This window comes from Deinococcus planocerae, from assembly GCF_002869765.1.
Lineage (GTDB): Bacteria > Deinococcota > Deinococci > Deinococcales > Deinococcaceae > Deinococcus > Deinococcus planocerae.
Genome location: NZ_PNOR01000003.1, coordinates 95,163 through 114,704 on the forward strand (window position 1 = coordinate 95,163; position 19,542 = coordinate 114,704).

Genomic DNA, 19,542 nt, shown 5'->3' on the forward strand with positions numbered 1-19,542 from the left:
CGAAGGTCATTCGCCCGTGAGGCAGGGGACGGAGGCGGGCCGAGGAGCCCCCTTCCTCACACGGTCACGGGCTCGACCGTCACGCCCATCGTGCCGGGTCCGGTGTGGGTGGCGATCACGGCCCCGATCTGGTGGTCGCCGAGGTCGGTGAAGGTCACGCCACTCAGTCCGGCGCGGATTTCCCGGACGTATTCCTCGCCGCCCAGGGTCGCCAGGAAGGCCACCCGCACCTCGCCGTGGTCGGCGGCGTACTTGCGAACGTGATCCACGATGTCCGCGACCGCCTTCTTGTGCCCGCGCACCCGCCCGGCGGACTCGACCCGTCCTTCTTTGACCGTCAGGATCGGCTTGATGTTCAGGAGGCTGCCGAGCAGCGCCTGCGCGCCCCCGATTCGCCCGTTGATCCGCAGGAAGTCGAGCGTGTCCACCGTGAAGCGGATGTTGGCGACCGCCGCGATGCGGTCGAGTTCGGCGACGATCTCGGCGCTGCTTCGGCCTTCCCGGGCCCGGTCGGCGGCGCGCAGGGCCTGCATCCCCAGGGTCAGGCTCGCCGAGCGGCTGTCCACGACCGTCACCCGGCCCCCGAAGTCCGCAGCCGCCAGCCGCGCGCTGCCCACCGTGCCCGAAAGCTGCCCGCTGATGTGGACGCTGATCACCTCGTCGGCGCTTTCCAGGGCCTCGCGGTAGACGGCGGCGAACTCGGCGGGGCTGGGCTGCGAGGTGCTGGGCGTCTTCTTGCCCTCCTTCAGGCCCCGGAAGAGGTCGGCGGGCGTGATCTCGATGCCGTCTTTGTGCATCTTGCCGTCGAACAGCACGTACAGCGGCACGCTCCGGATGCCGTGCTGGGCGCACACGTCGGGGGCGAGGTCGCTCGTCGAGTCCGTCACGATGGCGATGGTCATGCCCCGATCTTACAGCGGAGCTCGCCGCCTTCCCTGACGCGGGGGCCCGTCCTCCACGGCCAGGGACGGGGGTGAGGGTGGCCCCGTCCGTCCCGCCGCTATCCATCAGTTCCCGGTGTACTGGATGCGGTAGACCCGCCCCTCGCCGTCGTCGGTGAGCAGCAGCGAGCCGTCGCGCGCCACGGCGAGGTCCACCGGGCGGCCCAGCACGCTCTGCCCGCGCAGGAAGCCCGTCAGGAAGTCGCTGACCCTGCCCGTCCGCGGGTCCACCGTCACGACCTTGTAGCCGCTCTTGGTGCTGCGGTTCCATGAGCCGTGCAGGGCGGCGAACATCCGCCCCCGGTACGCGCTCGGGAAGGTCTTGCCGTCGTAGAAGGCCATCCCCAACGGCGCCGAGTGCGCGGTCGTCAGGGCGAAGGCGGGCGTGGCCGCCCGGCAGACGCCGGCATTCCTCCGCCCGAAGTCCTGGTCCCACACCTGGGGCTGCCCGGGCCGCGTCGTGTAGCAGTACGGCCAGCCGTAGAAGCCGCCCGCCCTCGTCTTGTAAAAGCCCTCGGGGGGAAGGTCGTCGCCGAGCATGTCGCGCCCGTTGTTCGTCGCGTACAGGGCGCCGCCGTACCACTCCAGCCCGACCGCGTTGCGCAGCCCCGTGGCGTAGGGCTTGCCGTTCTTCCCGTCCGCGTCGTAGACCCACACGGCGGCGCGGCGCCCGTCCTCCTCCACGCAGACGTTGCAGGTGCTTCCGGTCGAGACGTACATCTTCCCGTCCGGCCCGAAGACGACCGTGCGCGTCCAGTGCCCGCCGTTGGGAGGCAGGCTGACGATCCGTCGCGCCGCGCCGCTCGCCCTCGTGTCGCCCGTCTTGTACGCGAAGCGCACCACCCCGTCCGTATTCGCCACATACAGGAAACCGTTCTGGAAGGCGAGGCCGTGCGGGCGGTTGAGCCCCGAGGCGAAGACCGTCTTGCCGTCCGCCCGCCCATTCCCGTCGCGGTCGGGCAGCACGACGACCGTTCCGGCGCGCGGGTCGGACACGAACACGTCCCCGTTCGGCGCGACCGCCATGAAGCGCGGCTGCTCGAAGCCCTCGGCGAAGACCGTCACCTTGAACCCGTCCGGCGCCTTGAGGTCGGGCGTCTGCGCCCCCGCCCCGCCCGCGAGGAGCAGGCCAGCCGCGACCAGCCACCCTTTCGTTCTGCTCAGCATGAAAAAAGTCGAGCATGGCGGGGTGAGAACAGACCGGGAGGCGGATGAGGGGAGGTCAGCACCGTCCGAGCATCCCGGCGGCGAGCTGAACGAGGACGGCGATCAGGGCCGTGAGCAGGACGCCTTGCAGATAAAGTCAGCCCCACGCCTGCTGCGGGTGAATGTCGCGGAACCAGGAGAACCCCAGCGCCCACACCAGCAGCAGAAGTGAAAAAACAGCGTCAGCACCGGCAGCACGAGGTGCTGGCCGGGCGTCGGGGGAGTGTCGTGGGACGGAAGTACGCCCCAACGTACCCGCCTCAGTGCGTGTCCGTCTCCACATACTCGAACCGCGCCCCCAGCTCCTCCAGGTGCCGGAAGAAGCCCGGGTAGCTCTTGCGGATGTGGTGCGCGCCCGTGATGCGGAGGGGCGCCTCCGCCCGCAGGCCCAGCAGGGTGAGCAGCATGATCATCCGGTGGTCGCCGTGCCCGTCGGCGGTGACGCCACCGGCAATGCGGGGTGTGCCCGTCACCGTGAGGCTGTCTTGCGTCTCGCCCGCCGTTAGCCCCAACCGCTCCAGTTCCCGCCGCGTGTCGCTGATGCGGTCGCACTCCTTGAGCCTCAGCGTTTCCACGTTCTCCCAGGTCGTCGTGCCCTCGGCAGAGGCGGCGGCGGCGGTGAGGGCCTGCACGGCGTCGGTGAAGCCGTCCCCGTCGCGGGTGACCGCGTGCAGAGGGCGCCCACCGCGCACCGTCACCCGGTCCCCCTCGCGCGCGAGGTCGGCTCCCATCTCGCGCAGGACGTCCACCGCCTCGCGCTCGCCCTGGAGGTCGTTCGCCCGCAGGTTCGTCACCGTCACCTCGCCGGGAAGGAGGGCCGCCGCCGTCAGGATCGCCGCGCTGCCGGGGTAGTCGCCGGGGACGAGCACCCGGCCCGCCCGGTACGTCTGCCCACCTGGAATCGTGACGCGGCTCAGGTCGTCGGGGGCACTCGCCGTGACCCCGAACGCCGCGAGCGTGTCGAGGGTCTGCCGCAGCGGTGCGTGGCTCTTGATCTCGCCCGTCAGCCGCAGGTCGAGCCCGCCTTGCAGCAGCGGCGCGAGGAACATCAGCGCCGAGGCGTACTGGCTGGACCGCTCGGCGCCGACCTGCACGAGCCCGCCGCGCACCGGGCCGCTGATGGAGATGGGGAGCCTGCCGTCCCGGCTGGTCACCCGTGCCCCCAGCCGTTCCAGCGCCTCCAGCAAGTCGCCCTGCGGTCGCCGCCCCAGCGAGTCGGCATAGTCGGTCACGAAGGTCGTGCCTCCGGTCAGCGCCGCGACCCCCATCAGGAACCGGGCGACCGCACCCGCGTTGCCGGGGTTGAGGGTCACGCCCGGGCGAGGGTGGGCGCCGAAACCGCGCACCACCGCGTCGTCCCCAACCCGCTCCACACCCGCGCCCCAGTCGCGCAGGCAGCGAATCATCGCCTCCGCGTCCTCGCTCGTGGCTACGCCGACCACGCGGGTTTCGCCCGGGGCGAGCGCCGCCGCGAGCAGATACCGGGTCGTGTAGTTCTTGCTCGGCTGCGCCCGCAACTCCCCGCGCAACTCGCGGGCGGGGTGAACGATCACGTCGAAACGCTCGGGCAGGCCGTCAGGGGTCATGGGGAGGAGGCTAGCGCCTGGACAGAGCCGAAGCCTTGCGTGGAGCAAGACAGGCGCATTCCTGGTACGTTTTTCAACATCTCCTTTGCAGATATACAGCTACAATTCACATCGAATGTTTGAGGCCGCCCTTTACACCGTCCTCGCTTTGGTCAATTCCCTTGTTTTGATCTATGGCCTGAGCACGGTTATCCTCAACGATGAAGGGTGGAATGTGTATCGACGCCTGTTGGCGTTCGTGTATCTGATTCCCTTTTTGAGGTGGCTTCTTCGTTACACGAAGAGGGCGGTGAGCATGGGCAAATATGAAGTTGCGGGAAGGCAGGTGCAGAGACGAACCATTCGGGAATTGAGCGGTGCCGAGGAAGAGCATGAGGGCTGTCAGGGGTTAGATCTCACTTTCGGACGTGCTCTTCTGTAGCCCCGCGTTGTACGCCGCCGACCCACCCCGTGCGATGCTCAGCGTCTCCCACTCTTCCCCTCTCAAAGTCTTGATCAGAAAAACAAGTTGGTAGACGTGCCCGCTGTAGTGCGCCACCTGACGTTGGATGGCCGCCAGCACGGTATGTGGCTCGCTCCGGATGGTCAGCGTCCGGGTGAGGTCGGCGGGCGTCAGGTGGTCGAGCGCGTCCAGAAAGACGGCCCAGCCGTCCTCCCACTCGGCCCGCAACTCCGCCAGACTCAGGCCGCGTTCCTCGAACTCGGCGTCACGGTCGCGGGTGCCCGTCTCGCCTTCCACGCCCGCCGTGAAGCCCGACCGCAAGCCGCCCCAGCGGGAGCGCATGTTTCCGGCGAGGTGACGCACGAGGACCCCGGCGCTGTTGCCACCCGGCGAGAGGGCCGTGTCCGCTTCCCCGTCCGTGAGTTGGGCGAGTGCCCCCTCACCCAGCGCCTTCACGCCGCGCATCCGCTCCCGCACGTCGGAGAGGTAGAGGTCGGACAAGAACAGCTCGGAGGGGGTCATGGGTGGGAACTCCTCGATTCGAGTGTCCGAGCCGGACGCTCCGGCGGCTGATCCGCGTTCAGGTCCATGAGTTCTCTTTCGCCTTCGGCGGTGGCTGCGTAGAGACGGCCTTCGCGGGCATAGACGAGGCGGCCCTGTTGATCCAGGTCGGCCCATGAGACACCTCGAAGACCAGGCTGGGGGTGTGGACCGTGCCACTCGTACTCCTGGAGAAAGCCTGCAAGGCGCATTCGACGGCCCAGGACACGAAGTTCGAGGCTCTTCTTGCGCAGGATCAGCGGAGGTTTGAAGGTGTTCCAGTCTCCCCGTTCAGGCATCTGAAGAACACGCCATCCTGTCCGCTTCATCGCCTCTATCCAGATGGCTTGGTGACCTCTTGGGTTGAACGCGACTTTGAGACCGGGAGGGGCACGCAAGGTCTTCATCCTGGCCAACCTCCAATCGTGATTGAGCCACAGCTTGTCGCTGTCCGCGAAGACACCACCGGCGACGAGGAGCCCGCTCGAATTCCACAGACCGAGCGCCTCGACTCGGGGCGGCTGGCATACCGCCGTCCAGAAGAAGAAGGAGTCCACGCCAAGTTCCGCTTGCGCTCGCTCCTGCCGCCGCCTGGACTCGTTGCGGGCCACGTAGACCAAATGCCTGCCGTCCGGGGACAGGTCGCTCATCAGCTCGTACAGCCGCCCTGCGAACCACGAGCCGGGCGCGAAGGTGTCTGTGCGGGTGTCCCACAGGTAAAGCCGTGTCCAGCGCGAGGGGCCGCGACGAAAGACCACTGCGGTGCTCGCCTCGCTCGCCAGCAGCACCCACACCCGCGCCGGTGCAGGTGGGGTGTAGTCGGGTCCTCTGGCCTTCTGCATGGTTGATCCTGCCACGAGAGACAACCTCTTACCCTCTACGGCGATACGCGAAACACCCGCCCCCCCTCCAGCGTCAGAATCGCCGCCAGCCGATCATTTTCCACCCGCACCACGCACCGTTCGACGGGCCCGGGAGGTGGACGGTTCACCAGACCGGCACAGTTCAACCCGGCGGGGGTGGTCGGCGACAGGCCCCGTTGCTGCGCCGCCCGCACCGCCCCCAGCCCGTACTCGCGTGCTGCCCGTCCCTGCCAGGCGAAGGAGGCCACCAGGCTTCCGACCAGCGCAAGAAAAGCCACGAGAATCCACAGGAAGGTGCGCATGGCAGGCAGGCTACCGCAGGTGCCACACGACGAAGGGCCGCGCCAGGAGGAGGGGGACGGCGCGGCCCGGGGACACGAGCGGGAGGCTCGGGGGGGCCCGGAACCGCTCGACCGTCATTCTGGGCGCCGAACCTGACGCGGGCGTGACCGGGCCGGGGCGCGGGGCACGGGGTACACTGGCTCCCGACATGAGCCGAGTCATCATCATAGGGGCGGGCGGCGTGGGCAACGTCGTCGCCAAGAAGTGCGCCCAGAACGACGAAGTGTTCACCGAGGTCCTCCTCGCCAGCCGCACGGTGAGCAAGTGCGACAAGATCGTCGCCGAGATTCACGAGCACTTCCCCCAGAGCCGCACGAAATTCACAACCGCCGCCGTGGACGCCGACAACGTACCGGAGCTGGTGGCGCTGATCCGCGGGTTCCAGCCCGAGATGGTCGTCAACGTGGCCCTGCCCTACCAGGACCTCACGATCATGGACGCCTGCCTAGAGACGGGCGTGCACTACCTCGACACCGCCAACTACGAGCCGCGCGACGAGGCGAAGTTCGAGTACAAGTGGCAGTGGGCCTACCGCGAACGCTTCGAGCGGGCGGGGCTGATGGCCCTCCTGGGCTGCGGCTTCGACCCCGGCGCCACGAACGTCTTCACGGCGCACCACGCCAAGCACCACTTCTCCGAAATCCACTACCTCGACATCGTGGACTGCAACAACGGCAACCACGGCAAGGCGTTCGCCACCAACTTCAACCCCGAAATCAACATCCGCGAGATCACCGCGAACGGGCGGTACTGGGAAGACGGCGATTGGGTCGAGACCCAGCCCCTCGAAATCTCGCAGGACATCTACTACCCCAACGTGGCGACCCGCAAGAGCTTCGTCCTCTACCACGAGGAACTCGAATCGCTCGTCGTCAACTTCCCCACCATCAAACGGGCCCGCTTCTGGATGACCTTCGGGGAAGCCTACATCAAGCACCTCACCGTGCTGGAGGCGGTGGGCATGACGAGCATCGAGCCCATCAACTTCCGCGGACAGAGAATCGCGCCCATCGAGTTCCTCAAGGCGGTGCTCCCCGCCCCCGAGTCGCTGGCGGCGAACTATACCGGGCAGACCTGCATCGGCGTGCAGGCGCGCGGCATCGGCAAGGACGGCGAGCAGGGCAAGGTTCACTTCGTCTACAACGTCAAGGACCACGCCGAGTGCTACCGCGAGGTGCAGGCGCAGGGCGTCTCGTACACGACCGGCGTGCCCGCCATGATCGGCGCGATGCTGATGCTGCAAAAGACGTGGTTCAAGCCCGGCGTCCACAACGTCGAGGAGTTCGACCCCGACCCTTTCATCGCCGGGATGAACCGCTGGGGCCTGCCGGTGGACGAACTGGGCGGCATCCAGCTCGTGCTGGGTTGAAGCCGGATGTCAAGAGGGGGCGTGGCCGCGTGGGTCCGCCCCCTTTCTCCGGAGGGAGGGGGTTATCCCGCCGCGTCCACCCGCGCGAGTTCGGCGCTGATCGCCTCGTCCAGCTTCTCCCGCACCTCCGGGTAGGGGAGGGGCACCGTCGCCCCCGCCGCCGGGACGTGGCCGCCTCCGCCCAGCGCGACGGCGATGTTCTGCGCGCTGACGGGCCCCCGCGAGCGCAGGGAGAGCTTCACCCGGTCGCCGTAGTCCTTGGCGATGACGGCGAGTTCGGCCCCCTCCGCGCTGCGCAGCAAGCCCGCGTACGACTCCACGTCCTCCCAGGTCGCGCCCGCCCGCTCCAGCATGGCGTCGTCCACCCGCGCGAGGACCACCCGCCCGCCGTGCAGGAACTCCAGGGTGCCCAGCACCTCGCGCAGCAGGAGGTAGTAGGTGCGCGGGTTCTGCCCGAGCTGGTCATTCAGCCAGCCCAGCCGCGCCCCGTGGGAAAGGAGCCGGGCGGCGGTCTCGAAGGTCGCCGGGGTCACGCTGGAGAAGCGGAACGAACCGGTGTCGGTGATCATCCCGAGCATCAACGGTGTGGCCATCGCCTCCGACCACGGCGCCCCCAGCGCGTCCACGAGGTCGGCGATCATCATTGCGGTGGCAGGCTGGGCGGGGTCCACCATCAGGGCCGTCGCCTGCCTGCGGTTGGTGCCGTGGTGGTCCACGTTGACGACCTCGCCCGTGAAGGTGGTCAGGTCGGCGCCCGCCACCCGCGCCGGGTCGTTGTTGTCCACGTCGAGGACGGCGGCGAGGGCATTCTCGGGCCAGTTGATCAGCGGCGCGCTTAACTCTCCCGGCCCGGGCAGGAAGCGCAGAAAGCGGGGCACGTCCATCGGGGCGATCACTGTCTTGCCGATGGCCCGCAGCGCCCGCGCGAGGCCGAGGACGCTGCCCAGCGCGTCGCCGTCGGGGTTTTCGTGGCTGAGGACGACGATGGGGCCGGGGTGGTTCCTGAGTTTGTCCGCCACCGCCGCCACATCCTGGGCGTAGGTCGGGGTGGCGCTGTTGATGCCGGTCATGGCGGGAGTATAGGCGGGAGGATCAAACGTGGCCGTGGGCATCTCCCCAGGCGGGGGCCGCGTTATGCTGCCGGGATGCCCGCCCGGCTCAACCTCTGTGCCCTGACCGCCGACGAGCTGGAGACGCTGCTCGGCGAGGGGGCCGCGCAGGGCAGGCTCCCCGACGTGAACCGCGCCCGCCTGGAGGGCCGTCCGCTGCCCGGTCCCCCCGTCCACACCGCCATGACCTTCGAGGCCCTCGAAGAACGCGCCTGGGGCTCCAGCCCCGAACAGGCCCGGACGCTTGCCGCCCTCGACGCCGAACTGCGCTCAGAAGGCGCCGAACCTCTCGGCGTGTACTACGCGCCCACCCTCCCCGACCTGCGCCACCTGCGCGCTTACCTGTGGGGGCCCGACGTGGCCCTCGCCCTGCGCTGGAGCGAGACGCCCGATTCGCCCCGCCCGGCCCCCCCGCTCGTGCAGGCCGTGACCTGGCTGCGCGACCGGGCCAGCGGCGTCGCCTGCGTCCTGAGTACGAACGCCGAGCCCTCTGCCCCCGCCCTCAGCGAGGAGGTGGACGTGCGCGCCCTGCCCGGAGTCGGCCCGAGCGCACTCCTCCCCGCCCACCGCGCGGGGGTGCTGCGTCACGGGCGCGGTGGCAGGCTGGCGGGCGAGGGCGGCTGGGTGCGTGCCTGGCAGGAACTCCACGCCCTGAACGTCGCCGCCTGGACGCGCCGGGGCTTGTTGTTGACGGATTGGTAGCTTCTCCGTCTGCACAGCCGCCCGCCCACTCCGGGACCGCTGCGCCACAATCGCCCCATGACCGATTCGACCCCGGCCCCCCGCCACGTCGCCTTCGACTGGGGCGGCGTCTTCACCATCGGCACCTTCGACGGGCGCTCGACCCAGAACATAGCCGACCGGAGCGGCGTGCCTGTCGAGCGCGTGCGGGAGAGTTACTTCCGGCACGTCCGCCAACTGGAGGTGGGCGAGTGGACCCTGCCCCAGTTCTGGGCCGTCATGCAGGAGGAGACGGGCGTCAAGTTGCCCTACGACGAGTTCGAGGCCCTCTACCTCGGCAGCGTGCACGACAACCTCCCCATGTACGCCACCCTCGCCGCGCTGCCCCGCTCGGTGCGGGTCGGTCTGCTGAGCAACAACTACCCCGTCGTCAGCGACCACCTGCGCCGTGATCCGCGCTTCGCCCGTTTCGACGCCCTCGTCTTCAGCAACGAGCTGCGGCAGAAAAAGCCCCATCCGGACGCCTTCGCGGCCCTCGCGGACGCGATGGGGGTGCCCGCTTCGCAAGTCGCCTTCGTGGACGACGTGGGGGAGAACATCGACGCCGCGCGGGTCGCGGGTTTCCACGGCCTGCTCTACCACCACGACCGGCACGCCGAGTTCGAGCGGGAGTTGGAGGCCTGGCTGGGCGTGAGCGTCAAAGTCTGAACCCCTCCCTCCCCACGCCCCATCTCCCCGGCGAGGTGGGGCGTTCGCCGTGTTGGCCCCCCGGTGGTGTACCTGCCGAAGTGGTGTACCTCCCCGTGCGCCGGGTACACCACGTCCAGGGCAGCCTGGAGGCGGGCACAATGCCGTCATCCCACCCGGGAGCCCCCGGCCCCACGCCCGCCCCTCAGCGGTCCGCTCCTTCGCCCAAGACGGCGAGGGCCGCCCCGTACACCCCTGCACAGGAGGACCACCATGACCCCCATTCCCAACCAGCACGGCCCCCGCACCCACGCGGAGATTCTGGAGAAGACCTGGCGCACCGAGGACCGTTGGCAGGGCATCCGCCGCAACTACTCCGCCGACGAGGTGGTGAAGTTGCGTGGCAGCCTGCCCATCGAACACACCCTGGCCAAGCACGGGGCGCAGAAGCTGTGGCGCCTGATGCGGGAAGAGCCCTTCGTGAACGCCCTCGGCGCGCTGACAGGGAACCAGGCGATGCAGCAGGTGAAGGCGGGCCTCAAAGCCATTTACCTCAGCGGCTGGCAGGTCGCCGCCGACGCGAACAACGCCGGGCAGATGTACCCCGACCAGAGCCTCTACCCGGCCTCCTCGGTGCCGGACGTGGTGCGGCGAATCAACCACACCCTGCGGCGGGCCGACCAGATTCAGCACGCCGAGGGCAAGGGCGACGTGGACTACTTCGTCCCTATCGTCGCCGACGCGGAGGCGGGCTTCGGCGGCCCCCTGAACGCCTTCGAGCTGATGAAGGCGATGATCGAGGCGGGCGCGGCGGGCGTTCACTTCGAGGACCAGCTTGCCTCCGAGAAGAAGTGCGGCCACCTGGGCGGCAAGGTTCTGGTGCCCACCTCCCAGTTCATCCGCACCCTGAACGCCGCCCGCCTCGCCGCCGACGTGTCCGGCGTGCCCACCGTCCTGATCGCCCGCACCGACGCGGACGCGGCCAACCTGCTCACGAGCGACGTGGACGACAACGACAAGCCCTTTTGCACCGGCGAGCGCACCCCGGAGGGCTTCTACTATGTCCGCCCCGGCATCGAGCAGGCGATCAGCCGCGCGCTGGCCTACGCCCCCTACGCCGACGTGATCTGGTGCGAGACCTCGGTGCCCAACCTCGAAGACGCCCGCCGCTTCGCCGAGGCCGTCCACGCGAGGTTCCCGGGCAAGCTCCTCGCCTACAACTGCTCGCCGTCCTTCAACTGGCGTAAGAACCTCGACGACGAGACCATCGCCCGTTTTCAGCGCGAACTCGGGGCGATGGGGTACAAGTTTCAGTTCATCACGCTGGCGGGGTTCCACAGCCTCAATTACTCGATGTTCGAACTGGCCCACGGCTACGCCCGCCAGCAGATGAGCGCCTTCGTCGAGCTTCAGGAAAAGGAGTTCGCCGCGCAGGACCGAGGCTTTACCGCCGTCAAGCACCAGCGCGAGGTGGGGACCGGGTACTTCGACCTCGTCGCCAACGCGGCGGGCGGCGGCCAGAGCAGCACGACGGCGCTGGCGGGGAGCACGGAGGCGCAGCAGTTCGCGGCGGCGCACGGCTGAGGGGGAGCAGCCAGCCGTGACGGCGGAGGGGAGGGCCGAAACAGGTTCTCCCCCCTTTGGCGTTTCAGGGCGCGACGACCAGCCGCTCTACATCTGCCCCAAGTCGCCGGAAGTGCCTGGGATTCAAGGTAACGAGGGCTGTCGCACCCGACTCAAGGGCCGCTTCGGCGAGCAAGGTGTCATAGATGGCGCCGCCCTGCAAGGCCAGGTCCCGGCATCGCTCGGCGGCGCGGAGGTAATGGGCTGGGGTCAGCGGAAGGACGGTCCAGCTCTGCTCGAGGGTGGACAGAAGGCGAACAGCCTGTACCGGTGGCAGGCGAATCTGCGGGCTGACCGTGATAATCGCGTAACACTCCGCGAGGCTGTGAGCACAAAGTGCGGGGTGCTCTGCCCGTGCAAGCTGTTGGGAGGCCCACCCGAACTGCTCATGGGTTAAGGTGTTGGCGGCAACGATAGCACTGGTATCAAAGACGGTGATCACAGGTCGAGAAGGTCCCTGAGTCGCTGCTGGCGCATCTCCTCGACGAAATCGGTGTCCGCCTTAACCGGCTGCGCGGTCTTGATGACCAAACGGCCCTCGAACTCGACCAATTCTGCCTCGGCAGCCTGGGGACGCAAGACCAGCCGCCCCCCCTCCACCTCGGCGTCCAGCGTCTCACCGGGGCGCAGGCCCAACGCTTCCCGGAGTTCCTGCGGAATCAGGACCCGGCCCTGCTCATCCATCTGAAGGTGGGCGGTCATGTCCCAGTGTAGCTACTCCGTCCCCACCTCGTGCCCGTCGTCTCTGTGCTCCAGCCGGAAACCGTGCGGCAGGAAGTCGCGGACCAGGCCGATTACCACCTCGCCGTGCTGGTTGACGCACACCACGCGGGCATCCGGGGCGAACTCGAACAGAATCTGGCGGCACGCCCCGCACGGACTGGCGGGTGGGCGGGCCTCCGAGTACACCACGAGGTCGGTGAACTCGCGCGCCCCGGCGGTCGCCATCGCCTGCACGGCGCTCTGCTCGGCGCAGCGGCCCAGGCCGTACGAGGCGTTCTCGACGTTGGCACCGAAAAAGACCCGTCCGTCGGGCGTCCGCAGCGCCGCGCCCACCCGGAACCGGCTGTAGGGGGCGTAGGCCTGCCGGAACGCGGCCTGGGCCGCCTCCAGCAGTTGCGGGTCGGGGGTCGGTTGACCGTCACTCACGGAGACTCTCCTCCTGCATCTGGGGCTCCAGGGCGTCCACGTACGGCGCGCGCTCGACCCGCACCCGCACCACACGGCGCTGGTCGGCCTCCTCGACGGTGAAGCTCCAGCCCTCGTGGACGAAGTTCTGGCCCACCTCCGGGATGTCCCCGAAGTGGCTCGTCATGAAGCCCGACAGGGTGTCGTACTCGCCGTCGCCGTCCTCCAGGTTGCTGCCCAGCCGCTCCTCGACCTCGCCGACCGTGAGGCTCGCGTCCATCAGGTACAGCCCCTCGCCGAGCACCTCGATCAGGGGCGCCTCGTCCTCGTCGGTCTCGTCGTAGATCTCGCCGACGATCTCCTCCAGGGCGTCCTCCAGCGTCACCAAACCCGAGGTCCCGCCGAACTCGTCCACCACGATGCTCAGGTGCGACTTCTTCTCGCGCATCTTGGTGAGGAGGTCCTTGATCTTCATGCCCTCGGGAACGAAAAAGACCGGGCGCATGATGTCGGCGATGGTCGTCTCGTCGAGCTCGTTCAGGTGCCGCAGCATGTCCGAGGTGTGCGCGATCCCGACGATGTTGTCGGCGGTGTCCTGATACACGGGCACGCGCGAGTAGCCGTGCTCGGTGTTCACCTCCAGCAACCTTCGCAGCGGGCTCGCCCCGTCCACGACCACCATGTCGATGCGCGGGGTCATGATCTCGCGCACCGTCGTGTCGGAGAGGTCGAAGACGTTGTAGACGAGCTCTTTCTCGTCGTCTTCGAGCACGCCCTCCTGGCTCGACGCGCTGACGATCATGCGGATTTCCTCTTCCGAGTAGGCCGTGTGGTGCCCGGCCACGCCCCGCAGCCCGAAGAGGCGGACCACGCCGTTGCCCATCGCGTTCAGGCCCCGAATCGCCCACTTGAAGACCGTCGTGAAGATCAACAGGGGCCGGGTCACCCACAGGGACACCTGCTCGCTGCGCTGGAGGGCCCAGCTCTTGGGTGCGAGTTCCCCGAAGACGATGTGCAGGACCGTGCTTACCGCGAAGGCGATGCCGAACGAGATCGCCGTGATCTGCCCCTCGCTGAGGGTGGTGTCGCCGAGCAGCGGGTGGATCAGGTGCTCGATGGCGGGCTCGGCCACGAAGCCGATGCCTAAGGAAGCCATCGTGATCCCGAGCTGGGTCGCGGCGATGTACAGGTCGAGGTTTTGCAGGGCGCGCTGGGTCGCCCGGGCCGTCTTGTTGCCCTCGTCGGCGAGCTGGTCGATGCGGGTGCGCCGAACACTGACGAGCGCGAACTCCGCCGCGACGAAAAATCCGTTCACGAGCACGAGAACGAACAGCAAGGCGATGCCGAGGAGATCATTCATGAATGGGCGCGCTCCATCGCGCCCCGGCGTTCCGCGCGGCACAAGCTGCCCACCTCGCCTGCCTCATGGGGCAAGGCCGAGGCGTCGGTCGCCGGTAGGGGGAGCCACAGCAAAAACGCCGCCCGCAGGCAGAGTTCACCGGGCGTCAGACCAGAGCCAGGACTGGGAGGCTCCATAAGCAAAGGAGAGTATACCACTTCGGCGGGGACAGAATGCGTCTTGCTCCCCCTCCGGCAGGCTAACGAATCAGGGCCAGGAGCGGCGGCCCGAGGACGGCCACGCCGACGAGCAGCGCCCCCCCGCTCGCCACGAGCACCGCGCCCGCCGCGGCGTCCTTGGCGACCTTGGCGAGGGGATGCAGGCCAGGGCTGGCGAGGTCCACGACCGCCTCCAACGCCGTGTTCAGGAGTTCGAGGCTGAGGACGAGCGCGCACGCGAGCAGGATGGGGGCCAGAGGCGCGTGCAGGAACACGGCGAGCCCGACCGCCAGCATCCCCGCCCAGACCTCGATGCGGAAGTTGGCCTGCACCCGGTAGCTGTGGACGACCCCCGCCCACGCGAAGCCCGCCGAGTGCCACCAGCGCCGCAGCGAGAGGGCCGAGCCGCCTTGCCTCACGCGTCCGCGGGCAGGGCCGACCGGGCGGCCTCCCAGGCGTCGTGGAAGACCTGCCACTCCTCCCCGGTCGCCCCCTCCTCGAAGCCCAGGCCCTGCGCGTGGGGGTGATCAAACCCGACGAGGTGGGTCAGGCCGTGGCTGGCGAGGAGCGCCACTTCCCGCGTGAGCGAGTGCCCGCGCGCCTGTGCCTGCCGCCCCGCCGTGTCCAGGCTGATGATGATGTCCCCGAGGTGCGGCGGCATGAAGGGGTCGCCCGGCTCCCAGGTGGGGAAGCTCAGCACGTCGGTCGGCGCGTCCTCGCCCCAGTGCTCGCGCTTGAGGGCCTGGATCGCCCGGTCACCCACGAGCACGACCGTCACCTCGCGGTCCTCCACCCCGAAATGCCGCATCGCCGCCGCGAGCGAGGCGCGCAGGGCGGGCCGCAGCCCGGCGGGCGGGGTCTTGCGGGCGATGAGGTCGATCACGGGGACCAGAGTAATGCAGACGGAAGCGGGGGGTCGTCCTCCGCGCAGGGGGGCCGGGCCGAGGGCCGGAGGCCCCCTCCGGCAGCGCGCGGGAGCGAGGCGCGCCGCTTGCGAGCGGTGAGGGTGGCGTGCCTGTTCCGAGGGCCTCCCGTGTCTCAGGCGGCTGGACGGTGGATCGGTCCCCCGGCGTGAAGGGTGCCCCCGCCGAGCAATACACTCCCCCCATGACCCTGACCGTTCCCGACCTCGCGGCCCTCCGGGCACAGTTCCCGCCCCTCGCCTCGGGCCGCGCGTACCTCGACAACGCGGCGGGCGGACTCCTGCCCACCCGGTCCATCGCGGCGATCACGGATCACCTGACCCGCTACGGCGCCACGAACGCCCTGCCGGGCCACGCCCCGGGCCGCGAGGTGCTGGCCCTGAGAAGGAGGGCCCGGGAGGGGACTGCCCTCTTCCTGAACGCGAACCCCGAGGACGTGGCCCTCGGCCCCAGCGCGACCGCCCTCGCCTTCCGGCTCTCGGCGGCCTTCGCCCGGCTGTGGGGACCCGGCGACGAGGTGATCCTCAGCGGCCTGGAGCACGAGGCGAACGCGAGCCCCTGGCGCGAGCTGGAACGGGTGGGCGTGACCGTGAAGGTGTGGCACGCCCGGCAACCCGAGATGCGCCTGCACCAAGGCGACCTCGCCGCGCTGCTCTCCCCCCGCACCCGGCTGGTGGCGGTCACCGGGGCGAGCAACGTGCTCGGCGTGGCCGTGGACGTGCCCGCCGTCGCGGCGCAGGCTCGGGCGGCGGGGGCGTGGACGGTCGTGGACGCGGTGCACACGGCCCCCCACCGCTTCCCCGACGTGCGGGCGTGGGGGGCGGACTTCGTGACCTTCAGCCCCTACAAGGTCTGGGGGCCACATCTGGGGGCGCTGTGGGTCAACCCGGAGTTGCGGGACGGCCTGCCCTGGCCGCGCCTGAACTTCGTGCCGGAGGGCGACATCACCGGGCTGGAGTACGGCACCCCGCAGTTCGAGCTGCTCGCCGGGTGGCTGGGCACCCTCGACTACCTGCGCGAACTCGGCGGGGGGGAGGCGCTGACCCGCGCGGCGCTGGAGGCGGCCTCGGCCCGCATCGAGGAGCTGGAGCGGCCCGTGGCGGGGCGGCTGCTCGCGGGCCTGCTGGAGATGCCTGGCGTGACGGTCTACGGCCCCCGGACGATGGAGGGCCGACTGGGGGCCTTCGCCTTCCGGGTGGACGGGGAGACGCCGGAGGCCACCGCCGACCGCCTCACCCGGCGGGGGGTGGACGTGGCGGCGGGGCACTTCTACGCCGTGCAGCCCCTGAGGGACCTGGGCCTCTACCCGGAGGGGGTGGTGCGGGCGAGCATCGCCCACTACACGGGCCTGGAGGACGTGGAGCGGCTGCTGGCGGGGTTACGCGGGGGCTGAGGGCTGCGCCCTGGCCTTCTCAACCGGCGCGCGGCGCGGGCTCGTCGTCGAGCGTCTCGCCGGGGCGGGCCTCGTCGGCCCAGACCAGCATGCGGGTGAGGCGGGCGTTGCCGAAGGTGGTGGTAAAGGCCACGTCGCTGGCGTCGCGGCCCTGGGCGATCAGGACCCGCCCGATGCGCGGCTGGTTGTGGCGGGCGTCGAAGGTGCGCCACTCGCCGTCCAGGAAGGCCTCGAACCAGGCGTGGAAGTCCATCGGCACGCCGCCCGAGTCGAAGTCGATGTCGGGGAGGTAGCCGCACACGTAGCGGGCGGGGATGTTCAGCGCCCGGCAAAAGGCCACGCCCATGTGGGCGAAGTCGCGGCACACGGCGCGCTTGCTGTCGAAGGCCTGCTTGGCGGTGGTGGTCGAGTTGCTGCCGTAGCCGTACACGCACTCGTCTTGCAAGAAGTCGCTGATCGCCTGCACCTGCGCCCACCCGCCCTGGATGTGCCCGAACCTCTCCCACGCCTCGCCGCTGATCAGGTCGCTGTCCACGTAGCGGCTCGGCAGCAGGTAGGTGATCGTCTCGTCGGGCAACTCCTCGACGAGGTGCTTGCGCAGAGCAGGCAACACCGGGTCGGGGCGGCGGGTCACCTCTGCGATCAGGTCGTGGCCGATCACGAACTCGCCGGGCTGGGCGAGCGTGCGCCAGATCAGGTTGCCGTGCGTGTCGGTGTAGGTGTGGATATCCTGCGCCGCACCGATGGGCCGCTCACCCAGGAGGCGCTGGCGGGTGCCCGTCGCTCCCAGGCGGTGCTGGGGCTGCACCACAAAGAGCATCGGCGTGGGGTACTTCACGTCGAACGTCAGGGAAAAACCGGCGCGGATCAGGAGAGGCTGCTCGATGGGGGCGGTGGCAGGGTCATTCTGGGCATCGAGCTGGGCCATACGGGGACATTGTGCCGTGCCGGGGACATGAGCCGGATGTGTGGTCTATTCCACAGCCCCTTGAGACTCGGGCCAGCCACACGCCGCCCCCGGCCCGCTAGCCTGCCCCCATGAACCGCCTCGCCCGGGAGTCCAGCCCGTACCTCCTCCAGCACGCCGAGAATCCGGTGGACTGGTGGCCGTGGGGCCCGGAAGCCTTTGCCGAGGCGAGGCGGCGCGACGTGCCCGTCTTGCTGAGCATCGGCTACTCGACCTGCCACTGGTGCCACGTGATGGCCCACGAGAGCTTCGAGGACGACCGGACCGCCGCCCTGATGAACGAGCACTTCGTGAACATCAAGGTGGACCGCGAGGAGCGCCCCGACGTGGACGCGGTGTACATGACGGCCACCCAACTGATGACCGGGCAGGGGGGCTGGCCGATGACCGTCTTCCTGACGCCGGACGGCGAGCCCTTCTACGCGGGCACCTACTTCCCGCCCGCGGACCGCTACGGGATGCCGGGCTTCCCCCGTCTCCTCGCCAGCGTCGCCCACACCTGGCAGGAGGGCCGCGAAAAGATCGTCGGCAACGCCCAGGCGCTCACCGAACACGTCCGCGAGGCGAGCCGTCCCCGCCCGGATCAGGGGGAGGCCGAGCTGCCCGCCGACTTCCTGCGCCGGGGGGTGGAGAACCTGCGCCGCGTGTTCGACGCCGACCGGGGGGGCTTCGGGCGGGCGCCCAAGTTCCCCGCGCCGACGACCCTCGACTTCCTGCTGACCCAACCCGGCGGGCGCGACATGGCCCTCCACACCCTGCGGATGATGGGGCGCGGCGGCATTTACGACCAGCTCGGCGGCGGTTTTCACCGCTATTCCGTGGACGACCGCTGGCTGGTGCCCCACTTCGAGAAGATGCTCTACGACAACGCGCAGCTCACCCGCACGCTGCTGCGCGCCTACCAGTCCACCGGGGACGGGGAGTTCGCCCGCCTGGCCCGCGAGACCCTGGCGTATCTGGAGCGCGAGATGCTGTCCCCCGAAGGCGGATTCTCCTCCGCCCAGGACGCCGACACCCAGGGCGTCGAGGGCCTGACCTTCACCTGGACGCCCGCCGAGATTCGGGCTGTGTTGACTGAGGGGGGGCTGAGCGAGGGGCCGGAGGCCGACCTCGTGCTGCGGGTGTACGGCGTGACCGAGGAGGGCAACTTCGAGGACCCGCACCGTCCGGATGCCGGGCGGCGCAGCGTGCTGCACGTGCCCACACCGCCTGCCGCCCTGGCCCGCGACCTGGGGGAGTCTGAAGAACAGCTCACCGCCCGCCTGGACGCCGCCCGCGCCCGCCTCCTCGCCGCGCGGCAGGCCCGGCCCCAGCCTGGCACCGACACCAAGGTCCTCACCTCGTGGAACGGCCTCGCGCTCGCCGCTTTCGCGGACGCGGGGCGCATCCTGGGCGAGGGGCATTTCCTGGAGATCGCCCGCCGCAACGCCGACTTCGTGCGGGAGAGGCTGCGGCTCGAAGACGGGACCCTCTTCCATACCTTCAAGGACGGCGTGGCGCGGGTCGAGGGGTTGCTGGAGGATCACGCGCTGTATGGCCTGGGGCTCATCGCGCTGTACCAGGCGGGCGGCGACCTCGCGCACCTGAACTGGGCGCGGGAGCTGTGGGAAATTGTCCGCCGCGACTTCTGGGACGAGGAGGCGGGCCTGTTCCGCTCGACCGGGGGCCGGGCCGAGGCGCTGCTTACCCGTCAGGCGCAGGGGTTCGACTCCGCCGTCCTCAGCGACAACGCCGCCGCCGCCCTGCTGGGGCTGTGGGTGGGGCGCTACTTCGGGGACGAGGAGGCCGAGCGGCTGGCGCGGCGCGCGGTGCTGACCTACCGGAGCGACATGCTGGCGGCGGCGAGCGGTTTCGGCGGGCTCTGGCAGGCCGCCGCCTTCCTGGAGGCGCCGCACGTCGAGGTGGCCTTGATCGGGACGGCGGAGGAGCGGGCGCCGCTGGAGCGGGTGGTCGCTCGGCATCCGCTGCCGTTCGCGGCTTTGGCGCCTGCCGAGCGGGGGGAGGGGTTGCCGGTGTTGGAGGGACGGCCTGGGGGGGGGACGGCGTATGTGTGCGTGGGGCGCGCTTGTGACCTGCCGACGCAGGACCCGGGGGGGCTGGAGGAGCAGCTTCGGCAGTTGGGGGGTGAGAAGGGGGGCAGGGTGACTTGATGCGGCTTGCCCCCACCCCCCAGCCCCCTCCCCCC

Annotated in this window: 22 protein-coding genes; 8 read left to right on the top strand and 14 right to left on the bottom strand. The window is 69.7% G+C overall.

What is annotated here, in order from left to right:
- Positions 1 to 56: 56 nt before the first annotated feature.
- Together A7B18_RS02435 and A7B18_RS02440 are read right to left on the bottom strand one after the other, a co-directional pair.
- A complete protein-coding gene (locus A7B18_RS02435) occupies positions 57 to 902 on the bottom strand; it encodes a DegV family protein (RefSeq protein WP_102125077.1) in 846 nt (281 codons plus the stop codon).
- A gap of 105 nt (positions 903 to 1,007) precedes the next feature.
- Positions 1,008 to 2,108 carry a PQQ-dependent sugar dehydrogenase gene (locus A7B18_RS02440; RefSeq protein ID WP_102125078.1) on the bottom strand — a complete coding sequence of 367 codons (1,101 nt, stop codon included), beginning with the start codon at positions 2,106 to 2,108 and terminating at the stop codon, positions 1,008 to 1,010.
- On the opposite strand from A7B18_RS02440, the gene A7B18_RS21200 reads away from it, so the two are divergent.
- The gene (locus tag A7B18_RS21200) at positions 2,107 to 2,319 is read left to right on the top strand and encodes a hypothetical protein (RefSeq protein ID WP_146009432.1); all 213 of its coding nucleotides are present in this window, start codon (positions 2,107 to 2,109) and stop codon (positions 2,317 to 2,319) included. The two genes, A7B18_RS02440 and A7B18_RS21200, sit on opposite strands and share 2 nt — an antisense overlap.
- Before the next feature lie 88 nt (positions 2,320 to 2,407).
- On the opposite strand, the gene aroA is transcribed toward A7B18_RS21200, so the two are convergent.
- A complete protein-coding gene (aroA, locus tag A7B18_RS02445; protein ID WP_102125079.1) occupies positions 2,408 to 3,733 on the bottom strand; it encodes a 3-phosphoshikimate 1-carboxyvinyltransferase in 1,326 nt (441 codons plus the stop codon).
- Between the two features lie 115 nt (positions 3,734 to 3,848).
- Between aroA and A7B18_RS21205 the strand changes: the two genes are divergently transcribed.
- Positions 3,849 to 4,154, top strand: coding sequence for a hypothetical protein (locus A7B18_RS21205; protein WP_146009433.1), 306 nt, complete (start codon positions 3,849 to 3,851; stop codon positions 4,152 to 4,154).
- Here A7B18_RS21205 and A7B18_RS02450 read toward each other — a convergent pair.
- Genes A7B18_RS02450 through A7B18_RS02455 form a run of 3 tightly spaced genes read right to left on the bottom strand, consistent with a single transcriptional unit; the run spans position 4,122 to position 5,880 of the window.
- Positions 4,122 to 4,697, bottom strand: a complete 576-nt coding sequence (locus tag A7B18_RS02450; RefSeq protein ID WP_102125080.1) for a DUF1572 family protein — start codon at positions 4,695 to 4,697, stop codon at positions 4,122 to 4,124. The two genes, A7B18_RS21205 and A7B18_RS02450, sit on opposite strands and share 33 nt — an antisense overlap.
- The gene (locus A7B18_RS21210; protein WP_146009434.1) at positions 4,694 to 5,557 is read right to left on the bottom strand and encodes a hypothetical protein; all 864 of its coding nucleotides are present in this window, start codon (positions 5,555 to 5,557) and stop codon (positions 4,694 to 4,696) included. Before A7B18_RS21210 ends, A7B18_RS02450 begins: the two co-directional genes overlap by 4 nt.
- Before the next feature lie 35 nt (positions 5,558 to 5,592).
- Positions 5,593 to 5,880, bottom strand: coding sequence for a hypothetical protein (locus tag A7B18_RS02455; RefSeq protein ID WP_102125081.1), 288 nt, complete (start codon positions 5,878 to 5,880; stop codon positions 5,593 to 5,595).
- Between the two features lie 188 nt (positions 5,881 to 6,068).
- Here A7B18_RS02455 and A7B18_RS02460 point away from each other — a divergent pair, with 188 nt between their 5' ends.
- Positions 6,069 to 7,289, top strand: a complete 1,221-nt coding sequence (locus A7B18_RS02460; RefSeq protein ID WP_102125082.1) for a saccharopine dehydrogenase family protein — start codon at positions 6,069 to 6,071, stop codon at positions 7,287 to 7,289.
- 62 nt (positions 7,290 to 7,351) lie between these two features.
- Here A7B18_RS02460 and A7B18_RS02465 read toward each other — a convergent pair whose 3' ends face one another.
- Entirely contained in the window at positions 7,352 to 8,359 is a 1,008-nt protein-coding gene (locus A7B18_RS02465; RefSeq protein WP_102125083.1) for a DHH family phosphoesterase, read from the bottom strand.
- A gap of 75 nt (positions 8,360 to 8,434) precedes the next feature.
- Between A7B18_RS02465 and A7B18_RS02470 the strand changes: the two genes are divergently transcribed.
- The 3 genes from A7B18_RS02470 to aceA all read left to right on the top strand — a co-directional run bounded on the left by A7B18_RS02470 (position 8,435) and on the right by aceA (position 11,350).
- Positions 8,435 to 9,100 (top strand): hypothetical protein, encoded by a 666-nt coding sequence (locus A7B18_RS02470; RefSeq protein ID WP_102125084.1) that lies wholly within the window; start codon positions 8,435 to 8,437, stop codon positions 9,098 to 9,100.
- A 57-nt stretch (positions 9,101 to 9,157) separates the two neighbouring features.
- Positions 9,158 to 9,787 (top strand): HAD family hydrolase, encoded by a 630-nt coding sequence (locus A7B18_RS02475; protein WP_102125085.1) that lies wholly within the window; start codon positions 9,158 to 9,160, stop codon positions 9,785 to 9,787.
- A 252-nt stretch (positions 9,788 to 10,039) separates the two neighbouring features.
- Positions 10,040 to 11,350, top strand: coding sequence for an isocitrate lyase (gene aceA / locus A7B18_RS02480; protein WP_102125086.1), 1,311 nt, complete (start codon positions 10,040 to 10,042; stop codon positions 11,348 to 11,350).
- A gap of 64 nt (positions 11,351 to 11,414) precedes the next feature.
- Here aceA and A7B18_RS02485 read toward each other — a convergent pair whose 3' ends face one another.
- The 6 genes from A7B18_RS02485 to ybeY all read right to left on the bottom strand — a co-directional run bounded on the left by A7B18_RS02485 (position 11,415) and on the right by ybeY (position 14,957).
- On the bottom strand, positions 11,415 to 11,831 hold the full coding sequence (locus A7B18_RS02485) for a type II toxin-antitoxin system VapC family toxin (RefSeq protein ID WP_102125087.1): 417 nt from the start codon (positions 11,829 to 11,831) through the stop codon (positions 11,415 to 11,417).
- Positions 11,828 to 12,091, bottom strand: a complete 264-nt coding sequence (locus A7B18_RS02490) for an AbrB/MazE/SpoVT family DNA-binding domain-containing protein (RefSeq protein WP_102125088.1) — start codon at positions 12,089 to 12,091, stop codon at positions 11,828 to 11,830. The genes A7B18_RS02485 and A7B18_RS02490 overlap by 4 nt, the downstream gene beginning before the upstream one ends.
- A gap of 12 nt (positions 12,092 to 12,103) precedes the next feature.
- Positions 12,104 to 12,538, bottom strand: a complete 435-nt coding sequence (gene cdd, locus A7B18_RS02495; protein WP_102125089.1) for a cytidine deaminase — start codon at positions 12,536 to 12,538, stop codon at positions 12,104 to 12,106.
- Positions 12,531 to 13,877: a hemolysin family protein gene (locus A7B18_RS02500; RefSeq protein WP_102125090.1), complete on the bottom strand. Its 1,347-nt coding sequence runs from the start codon at positions 13,875 to 13,877 to the stop codon at positions 12,531 to 12,533. Before A7B18_RS02500 ends, cdd begins: the two co-directional genes overlap by 8 nt.
- Positions 13,878 to 14,115: 238 nt before the next feature.
- Positions 14,116 to 14,493 carry a diacylglycerol kinase gene (locus A7B18_RS02505; protein WP_102125091.1) on the bottom strand — a complete coding sequence of 126 codons (378 nt, stop codon included), beginning with the start codon at positions 14,491 to 14,493 and terminating at the stop codon, positions 14,116 to 14,118.
- The gene (ybeY, locus tag A7B18_RS02510) at positions 14,490 to 14,957 is read right to left on the bottom strand and encodes an rRNA maturation RNase YbeY (RefSeq protein ID WP_180969986.1); all 468 of its coding nucleotides are present in this window, start codon (positions 14,955 to 14,957) and stop codon (positions 14,490 to 14,492) included. Before ybeY ends, A7B18_RS02505 begins: the two co-directional genes overlap by 4 nt.
- Before the next feature lie 224 nt (positions 14,958 to 15,181).
- Between ybeY and A7B18_RS02515 the strand changes: the two genes are divergently transcribed.
- Positions 15,182 to 16,390, top strand: coding sequence for a cysteine desulfurase-like protein (locus tag A7B18_RS02515; protein ID WP_102125092.1), 1,209 nt, complete (start codon positions 15,182 to 15,184; stop codon positions 16,388 to 16,390).
- 19 nt (positions 16,391 to 16,409) lie between these two features.
- Here the strand turns inward: A7B18_RS02515 and A7B18_RS02520 are convergent, their stop codons facing one another.
- Positions 16,410 to 17,318, bottom strand: a complete 909-nt coding sequence (locus tag A7B18_RS02520) for a transglutaminase-like domain-containing protein (RefSeq protein ID WP_102125093.1) — start codon at positions 17,316 to 17,318, stop codon at positions 16,410 to 16,412.
- Between the two features lie 110 nt (positions 17,319 to 17,428).
- Here A7B18_RS02520 and A7B18_RS02525 point away from each other — a divergent pair, with 110 nt between their 5' ends.
- Positions 17,429 to 19,507: a thioredoxin domain-containing protein gene (locus tag A7B18_RS02525; RefSeq protein WP_102125094.1), complete on the top strand. Its 2,079-nt coding sequence runs from the start codon at positions 17,429 to 17,431 to the stop codon at positions 19,505 to 19,507.
- Positions 19,508 to 19,542 lie beyond the last annotated feature (35 nt).